The 7,951-nt window shown below is 70.3% G+C and carries 7 protein-coding genes; 6 read left to right on the top strand and 1 reads right to left on the bottom strand.

Annotated elements, in window-relative coordinates:
• The coding region (locus Q0326_RS09950; RefSeq protein ID WP_298689711.1) for a glycosyltransferase family A protein at window positions 1-860 on the bottom strand (860 nt) is incomplete at its 3' end.
• A gap of 98 nt (window positions 861-958) precedes the next feature.
• Between Q0326_RS09950 and Q0326_RS09945 the strand changes: the two genes are divergently transcribed.
• From Q0326_RS09945 to Q0326_RS09920, 6 genes are all read left to right on the top strand, one after another.
• On the top strand, window positions 959-1,519 hold the full coding sequence (locus Q0326_RS09945) for a YqgE/AlgH family protein (RefSeq protein WP_298689709.1): 561 nt from the start codon (window positions 959-961) through the stop codon (window positions 1,517-1,519).
• A 142-nt stretch (window positions 1,520-1,661) separates the two neighbouring features.
• Window positions 1,662-3,071 (top strand): adenosylhomocysteinase, encoded by a 1,410-nt coding sequence (gene ahcY / locus Q0326_RS09940; RefSeq protein WP_298689715.1) that lies wholly within the window; start codon window positions 1,662-1,664, stop codon window positions 3,069-3,071.
• A 209-nt stretch (window positions 3,072-3,280) separates the two neighbouring features.
• Complete coding sequence (locus Q0326_RS09935; RefSeq protein WP_298689707.1) at window positions 3,281-5,629, top strand: PAS domain-containing sensor histidine kinase; 2,349 nt, start codon at window positions 3,281-3,283, stop codon at window positions 5,627-5,629.
• On the top strand, window positions 5,626-6,114 hold the full coding sequence (gene tsaE / locus Q0326_RS09930) for a tRNA (adenosine(37)-N6)-threonylcarbamoyltransferase complex ATPase subunit type 1 TsaE (protein ID WP_298689705.1): 489 nt from the start codon (window positions 5,626-5,628) through the stop codon (window positions 6,112-6,114). The genes Q0326_RS09935 and tsaE overlap by 4 nt, the downstream gene beginning before the upstream one ends.
• Window positions 6,111-7,100 (top strand): phosphotransferase, encoded by a 990-nt coding sequence (locus Q0326_RS09925; protein WP_298689713.1) that lies wholly within the window; start codon window positions 6,111-6,113, stop codon window positions 7,098-7,100. The genes tsaE and Q0326_RS09925 overlap by 4 nt, the downstream gene beginning before the upstream one ends.
• A complete protein-coding gene (locus tag Q0326_RS09920; RefSeq protein ID WP_298689702.1) occupies window positions 7,097-7,864 on the top strand; it encodes a nucleotidyltransferase family protein in 768 nt (255 codons plus the stop codon). Before Q0326_RS09925 ends, Q0326_RS09920 begins: the two co-directional genes overlap by 4 nt.
• Window positions 7,865-7,951: the final 87 nt, after the last annotated feature.

Here is a 7,951-nt window from a genome sequence, read left to right as displayed (position 1 = left end):
GACCGGCGCCCCGCGCGCGCGCCGTGCAGCAGGTCGATCCCGGCGGCGACGCGCCCCGCGATGACCATGTCCTCGCCCTCGACCCACGCTGCCTCGTCGCGCGTCTGCGCCGCCATCGCGCGCGCCGTGTCAGCCTCGGGCCGGCCGGCGAGGCGAACGGCGGCCTTTTCGTACATCGCGACCGTCGCCCGGCGCAGCCGCAGCGTCGCCGACGACAGCGAGCCCGACCGGCGGCGATAGCTGACCAGCGGTTCGGCCACCCGGCCGACGCGCCAGCCCCGTTCGAGGATGCGAATCCACAGGTCGAGATCCTCGCTCGACGGCTGCGTTTCGTCGAAGCCGTTGACCGCGTCGATCGCCGCGCGGCGAATGATGCACGCGATGAAGATGTTGAAGCGGCGGGTGAGTACCGCGTCGAGCGTCGCACCCCCGGGCTGCGGCCAATAGTCCGAATAGCGATGGCCCTCGCGCGCCGCTTGTCCGGTGAAGATCGCGTCGCAGGTGACCAGCCCCAGCCCCGGATCGGCATCGATCGCCGCGGTCATGATGCGAAGATAGCCGGGACGGTAGGTGTCGTCGCCGTCGAGCAGCGCGATCAGCGGCGCGCGTGCCGCGGCGATCGCATGGTTGCGCGCCGCGGAGACGCCGCCATGACGGGTGGCGAGGAAGCGGATGCGCGGATCTGCCGCGACGAAGGGCGCCACCGCGCCGGCGACGTCGTCGGGTGCGCCATCGTCGACGACGATCGCTTCCCAATCGTCGAAATCCTGGCGCTGGATCGACGCCAGCGTCTCGCCGACGAGATGCGCGGCGCCCCAGGCGGGCACGATGATCGAGACGGCGGGCGAGGACGCGGACATGCGGGGTCGCCATAGCGCGCGATGTCTTCGCGACACGTGAACGCTGCGTCACGGAGCGGGAATTGGACCTGAATGGGACATCGGGCTAGACCAAAGTCATGCAGAGTCCTCCCTTTCTCGTCGGTCAGTTGCTGCTCGCCATGCCCGGCATCGGCGATTCCCGATTCGAACGCGCGGTGATCGCGATGTGCGTGCATGACGAGAATGGGGCACTCGGCATCGGCATCGGATCGCTGGTGCCCGAGATCGGGCTGCATGCGCTGATGCGCCAGCTCGACGTCGATCCGGGCCAGGCGCCCGACGCGCGGCTGCATAGGGGTGGGCCAGTCGAGCCGCATCGCGGCTTCGTCATCCACAGCGACGATTGGGGCGGCGAGGGCAGTATCGACGTCGCCGGCCGCTGGCGGCTGACCGCCACGCTCGACATTTTGCGCGCGCTGGCCGAGGGGCGCGGGCCGACACGCTGGCTGGCGGCACTGGGCTATGCCGGCTGGAGCGCGGGCCAGCTCGACGCCGAGATGGCGCGCCACGGCTGGTTCGGCGTGCCCGGCGACGATGCGCTGATCTTCGACGAGCGCGTGTCGCAGCGCTGGACCGCAGGCTATGCCGCAGCCGGCATCGACACGCGGATGTTGTCCGCCGAGAGCGGCCATGCCTGACGGCGATGTGACAGCCGAGCGACACATATAAGGATATCTTTATATTTGCATTTGCGCCTGCCGGTCGCTAGATCGCGGGCATCGTCGGCCGCACGTCGCTGGGCCGCATCAAATACCGGGAGCCCCCTTCGTGGCCACTGCCATCCAGACGCCCGCCCACGACTATGTCGTCGCCGACATCAGCCTCGCCGATTTCGGCCGCGCCGAGATCAACATCGCCGAGACCGAAATGCCCGGCCTGATGTCGCTGCGTAGCGAGTTCGGTCCGTCGCAGCCGCTCAAGGGCGCGCGCATCACCGGTTCGCTGCACATGACGATCCAGACCGCGGTGCTGATCGAGACGCTGACCGCGCTCGGCGCCGACGTCCGCTGGGCGACGTGCAACATCTTCTCGACGCAGGACCATGCCGCCGCCGCGATCGCCGCGACCGGCGTGCCCGTGTTCGCGATCAAGGGCGAAAGCCTCGCGGACTATTGGGACTATGTCGGCTCGATCTTCGACTGGGACGTCGACGGCTCCGGCCAGACCGCCAACATCATCCTCGACGATGGCGGCGACGCCACGATGTTCGCGCTGTGGGGCGCCAAGCTCGAGGCCGGCGCGACGCTGGGCGAGCCCGAGAATGACGAAGAGGTCGAGTTCCAGCGTGCGCTGAAAGCCTTCCTGATCCGCAAGCCCGGCTATCTGACCGAGACCGTCAAGAACCTCAAGGGCGTCTCGGAAGAGACCACGACCGGCGTCCACCGCCTCTACGAGATCGCCAAGAAGGGCGAGCTGCCCTTCCCCGCGATCAACGTCAACGACTCGGTCACCAAGTCGAAGTTCGACAATCTCTACGGCTGCAAGGAATCGCTGGTCGACGCGATCCGTCGCGCCACCGACGTCATGCTCGCCGGCAAGGTCGCCTGCGTCGCCGGCTTCGGCGACGTCGGCAAGGGTTCGGCGCAGTCGCTCCGCAACGGCGGCGCGCGCGTGATGGTTACCGAAGTCGATCCGATCTGCGCGCTGCAGGCGGCGATGGAGGGCTTCGAGGTCGTGACGATGGAAGAGGCCGTCGAGCGCGCCGACATCTTCGTCACCGCGACGGGCAATGCCGACGTCATCACCGCCGAGCATATGGCGGCGATGAAGCCGATGTCGATCGTCTGCAACATCGGCCACTTCGACAGCGAGATCCAGATCGCGGCGCTTTCCAACTACGCCTGGACCGAGGTCAAGCCCGGCACCGATCTGGTCAAGTTCCCCGACGGCAAGCAGATCATCATCCTCGCCAAGGGCCGCCTGGTGAACCTCGGCTGCGCGACGGGCCACCCCTCGTTCGTGATGTCGGCGAGCTTCACCAACCAGACGCTCGCGCAGATCGAGCTGTGGACCAAGGGCGAGAATTATTCGAACCAGGTCTATGTCCTGCCGAAGCATCTCGACGAGAAGGTCGCGGCGCTCCACCTCGACAAGCTCGGCGTCAAGCTGTCGAAGCTGACCGCCAAGCAGGCCGGCTACATCGGCGTCTCGACCGAAGGCCCGTTCAAGCCGGATCACTACCGCTACTGATCGCAGACGCGCGGCCCCACCACCCCGGCCGTCGAGCCGGGGTGACGAAATGGGACCGCGTTTCCTCCGATCAGCGATAGGCATAACCAGCGATGCCGTGCGGGAGCGATCTCGGGCGGCATCGCTGCTTTCGCTCCGGCTCCATCTTGCCTAGACAGTCCCGATGGGGGACGTCGAGGTGAAGCCACGAAGGGGCGAGTGGGCGTGACGTGATCCAGCTCGATACGCTCCACGCGACAGTGGCGGGACTGATCCTCGCCGTTTGGTTGGCCGCCGCGATCGTTGCGGTGACGATCGGCTGGCGTCGTCACGCCGCGGCCAGGGCGGCCGTCACCGAATTGAACCGATTGCGCACGATGCTGGCCGGCGCGCCCGCGCTGCCGATGCTGGTGTCCGCCGACGGCCGCCTGCGCGCGCATGAGCGGGCCGCCGACTGGTTCGGCCTCGATCGCGCGCCGCGGTCGCTCGCCGATCTGTCCGCGGGGCTCGACCCCCAGGATGCCGAGGCCTTTGCGCATGACGTCCATGCCGCGCAGCGCAGTGGCGCGTCGTTCGCACGGGCGGTGCGACCGCGCGGGGCGAGCCGGGTGCTGATGGTGCGCGGCAGGCCCGCGGCGCCGGCGCTGGGCGAGGGGGCGGCGCTGCTGTGGCTGTTCGATTCGACCGAGAGCGAGGAGGAGATTGCGCGGCTCACCGCCGAGCGCGAGCGGCTCGCCGGCGCACTCGACGCGCTTGCCGGGCTGATCGAGGCGGCGCCGATCCCGATGTGGCACCGCGGTCCCGATCTGCGGCTCAGCCTGGTCAACTCCGCCTATGTCCATGCCGTCGACGGCGAGAGCGCGCATGAGGTGATCGCGCGCGGGCTCGAGCTGATCGAGGCGCAGGGCGCGGGCGGCCCGATCGCCTCGGCGGCGATCGCGCGCGACGAGGGCGAGATGACGGTGCGCACCGTACCCGCGACGATCGGCGGCGAGCGGCGGACGCTGCGCGTCGTCGACGTGCCGCTCGGTGCGAGCGGGATCGCGGGCTATGCGCTCGACGTCGAGGAGGTCGAGCGTGCGCGCGCCGACCTCGTCCGCTTCGAGGAGGCGCAGCGCGACATGCTCGACCGGTTGTCGGCGGGCGTCGCGCAATTCGCCGCCGACCGCCATCTGGTCTTCTCCAACTCGGCGTTCCAGCGGCTGTTCGCGATGCTGCCCGAATGGCTCGCCGACCGCCCCGAATTCGATCGTGTGCTCGAGCGCATGCGCGAGGCCGACCGACTGCCCGCCGCGCGCGACTTTCCCGGCTGGAAGGCCGAGCGGCGGCGTTGGTTCCTGTCCGAGACCGCGCAGGAGGAGGCGTGGCAGCTGCCCTCGGGCACGCATCTGCGCGTCGTGGGGCAACCGCTGCCCGACGGCGGCATGCTGATGATCTTCGAGGACCGCACCGAGCAGGTGCGGCTGCGCTCGGAGGCGGACACGCTGCTGCGCGTGCGCACCGCGACCTTCAACAACCTCAACGAGGCGGTCGGCGTGTTCGCCGCGGATGGCCGGCTGCATCTGTGGAACAACCGCTTCCGCGAGGTCTGGGCGCTGACCGAGGAGGAGCTGGCGCGGCACCCGCGCGTCGACGCGCTGGTCGGCATGGTCGGGCCGAGGCTGGCGAATCCGGCGCGCGCGGGGCTGATCCGCGAGCTGGTGCGCCTCGCGACCGGTGAGCGGCAGAGCCGGGCGGGACGCATCGCCTTCGCCGATGGCCGCCACTTCCAGTTCGCCGCGGTGCCGCTGCCCGACGGCAATGCATTGTTCACGCTGCTCGACATTTCGGACAGCCGGCGCGCCGAGCAAGCCCTTCGAGATCGCGCCGCCGCGCTTGAGGAGGGTGACCGCGTCAAATCCGCCTTCGTCGCGACGATGAGCTATGAACTGAAGACGCCGCTGACCTCGATCGGAGGCTTCGCCGAGATGCTCGCGGCGGGCTTTGCCGGCCCGCTCAGCGACCGGGCGGGCGACTATGTCGGCTCGATCCTCACCGCCGCGACGCGGCTCGGTCAGCTCGTCGACGAGGTGCTCGACCTGACGCGCAGCGCGGCGGGCCGGCTCGACCTCGAACAGGTGCCGATCGAGCTTGCCGGGCTCTGCCGGGGGCTGCTCGACGAGCTGGCGGGCCAGGTCAAGAGCCGCAAGCTTGAGCTGATCGTCGCGATCGAACCGTCCTCGGGCGTGGTGACGGGCGATGTGCGGCGGCTGCGCCAGGCGATCGACCATGTGCTGCGCAACGCCGTCGATTACACCCCCGAGGGCGGCCGCATCCTGTTCCATGCGGCGGGTGATGCCGAGCAGGCGACGGTGGTGGTGTCGGACGATGGCGAGGGGATCTCGCCCGAGGAACAGGCGCGCGCCTTCGATCCCTTCCACCGCGCCGGGGCGCGCGGCAATCGCCGTGAGGGCTCGATCGGGCTCGGCCTGCCGCTGACGCGCCACTATGTCGAGGCGCATGGCGGCAGCGTCAGCCTCGAATCGGCGAAGGGCGAGGGGACGACGGTGACTCTGCATCTGCCGCGGGCGCGTCCGTGAGCGAGGGCGTGCTGGCGCTGCCAGATGCCGCCGCGACCGAGATGCTCGGCCACATGCTCGGCGGTTTGCTGCGTGCCGGCGACGTCGTCGCCTTGTTCGGCGATCTCGGCGCGGGCAAGACGAGTCTGGCGCGCGGCGCACTAGCCGCGCTCGGTCTCGCCGAGGAGGCGCCGAGCCCGACCTTCGCGATCGTCCAGCCCTACGCGCCGCCCGAGGTCGTCTTGCCCGTCGCGCATGTCGACCTCTACCGGTTGAACGCGCCGGAGGATGCCGAGGAACTCGGCCTCGAGGAATGGCTCGAGGATGGCGCGCTGCTGATCGAATGGCCCGAGCGGCTCGGCGCTGGGCTGTGGCCGCACGCGCTCCGCCTGACGCTCGCGCCCGACGCCGCCGGCGGCCGCCGCTTGACTTGGGCCGCGCCGGCGGCATGGGAGGCGCGATGGCCTCCCCACCCACCCAAGCCCTCGGCGGGCCCGGCGCGATGATTCCCCCCGCGCACGCCCCCGCCTTCCTCGCCGCGTACGGCTGGGCGGGCGCGACGATCCTGCCGCTCGCCGGCGACGCCTCGTTCCGGCGCTATTTCCGCGTCGTCCTCGACGGCAGCACCGCGGTGCTGATGGACGCGCCGCCCGAGCAGGAGGATGTGACTCCGTTTCTCGCGATCGCCGCGCATCTTGGCGGCCTTGGCCTGTCGGCGCCCGAGGCGCTGGCGGTCGACCGCGACGGCGGGCTGTTGCTGCTCGAGGATTTCGGCGACCGCCTCGTCGGCCCGCTGCTGCGGGGTGGTGGCGACGGCGAGGCGGCGATCTATCGCGATGCGGTGACGTTGCTCGCGCGCCTCGCCGAGCAGCCGGTGCCCGCCGATCTGCCCGCCTACGACATCGCCGTGATGCGCCGCGAGATCGGGCTGTTCCCCGAATGGTATGCGCCCGCGGTCGGGCTCGCGGTCGATCTCGACGGCTGGACCCGGGCCTGGGACCAGGTGCTGACGCAGGTCGCCACGCCGTCGCCGCGCGTGCTGGTGCTGCGCGACTATCATGTCGACAACATCCTTCTGCTCGAGCGCGCCGGGCTGCGCCGGCTCGGCCTGCTCGACTTTCAGGACGCGCTCGCCGGCCACCGCGCCTATGATCTCGTCTCGCTGCTCCAGGATGCGCGGCGCGACGTGTCGTCCGCGCTCGAGGCCGAGATGCTGACGGTTTACGCGCAGGAGGCGGGCATCGACGACGTCGATGCGTTGCGCTGCGCCTATGAGATCCTCGGCGCCCAGCGCAACACCAAGATCCTCGGCATCTTCACGCGGCTGTGGAAGCGCGACGGCAAGCGCAGCTATCTGCCGATGCAGCCGCGCGTGTGGGGCTATCTCGAACGCAATCTGGCGCATCCTGCGCTGGCGCCCGTCACCCAATGGTTCGCCGCGAACGTGCCCGCCGAGATGCGGGCCGCCGCCTGGAGGAAGACGTCCGCATGAGCCGCTTCGCCAAGACGCTGTCGCTGCGTCCCGATCCGCATCGCGAGCAGGCGCTGCCCGAGACCGCGATGATGCTCGCCGCCGGGCTCGGCAAGCGGATGCGCCCGCTGACCGCGACGCGGCCCAAGCCGCTGGTCGAGGTGGCGGGGCGTGCGCTGCTCGATCATGCGCTCGACCGGGTGCGCGCGGCCGGCGTCCGCCGCGCGGTGGTCAACGTCCATTATCTCGCCGACGCGCTCGAGGCGCATGTCCGCCGCCACGCGCACGGGCTTGACATCGCGATCTCGGACGAGCGTCGCGAACTGCTCGAGACCGGCGGCGGCGTGGTTCATGCGCGGCCACTGCTGGGCGATCTGCCGTTCTACGTCATCAACACCGACAATTTCTGGGTCGACGGGCCGGTCGACACGCTGCGCCTGCTCGCCAATCGCTGGGACGACGACCGGATGGATGCGCTGCTGCTCGTCGTCCCGCTGGCGCGGGCGACCGCGCATAGCGGGCAGGGCGACTTCCACATGGATGCCGAGGGCCGTCTTAAGCGTCGCCAGCCGCGCCGCGTCGCGCCGTTCGTCTATACCGGGGTCCAGCTGATCTCGCCGCGGCTGCTCGCGGGGGCGCCGGACGGTGCCTTCTCGATGAACCTGTTGTGGGACCGCGCGATCGCCGCCGATCGTGCCTTCGGCGTGGTCCATCAGGGGCTATGGTGCGACGTCGGCACGCCGTCCGCGATCGCGGTCGCCGAGGACATGCTCAAGGGTGGCTGAGCGCGCCGCGCCCGCGGTGTTCAGCGTGCCGGCGCATCGGCCGTTCGCCGACGCGCTCGCCGAGGGGCTGCTCGCGCGGGCGGGGGG

Source organism: uncultured Sphingomonas sp. (assembly GCF_937859915.1).
Lineage (GTDB): Bacteria > Pseudomonadota > Alphaproteobacteria > Sphingomonadales > Sphingomonadaceae > Solisphingomonas.
Note: the sequence above shows the minus strand (reverse complement) of the source record. Positions and strands in the feature narration are given on the sequence as shown.

Excerpts from the sequence above, each read along its gene's own strand:
- Q0326_RS09920 (WP_298689702.1), top strand. The coding sequence starts at position 7,097 with ATGAGCCGCTTCGCCAAGACGCTGTCGCTGCGTCCCGATCCGCATCGC.
- Q0326_RS09945 (WP_298689709.1), top strand. The coding sequence starts at position 959 with ATGCAGAGTCCTCCCTTTCTCGTCGGTCAGTTGCTGCTCGCCATGCCC.
- Q0326_RS09925 (WP_298689713.1), top strand. The coding sequence starts at position 6,111 with ATGATTCCCCCCGCGCACGCCCCCGCCTTCCTCGCCGCGTACGGCTGG.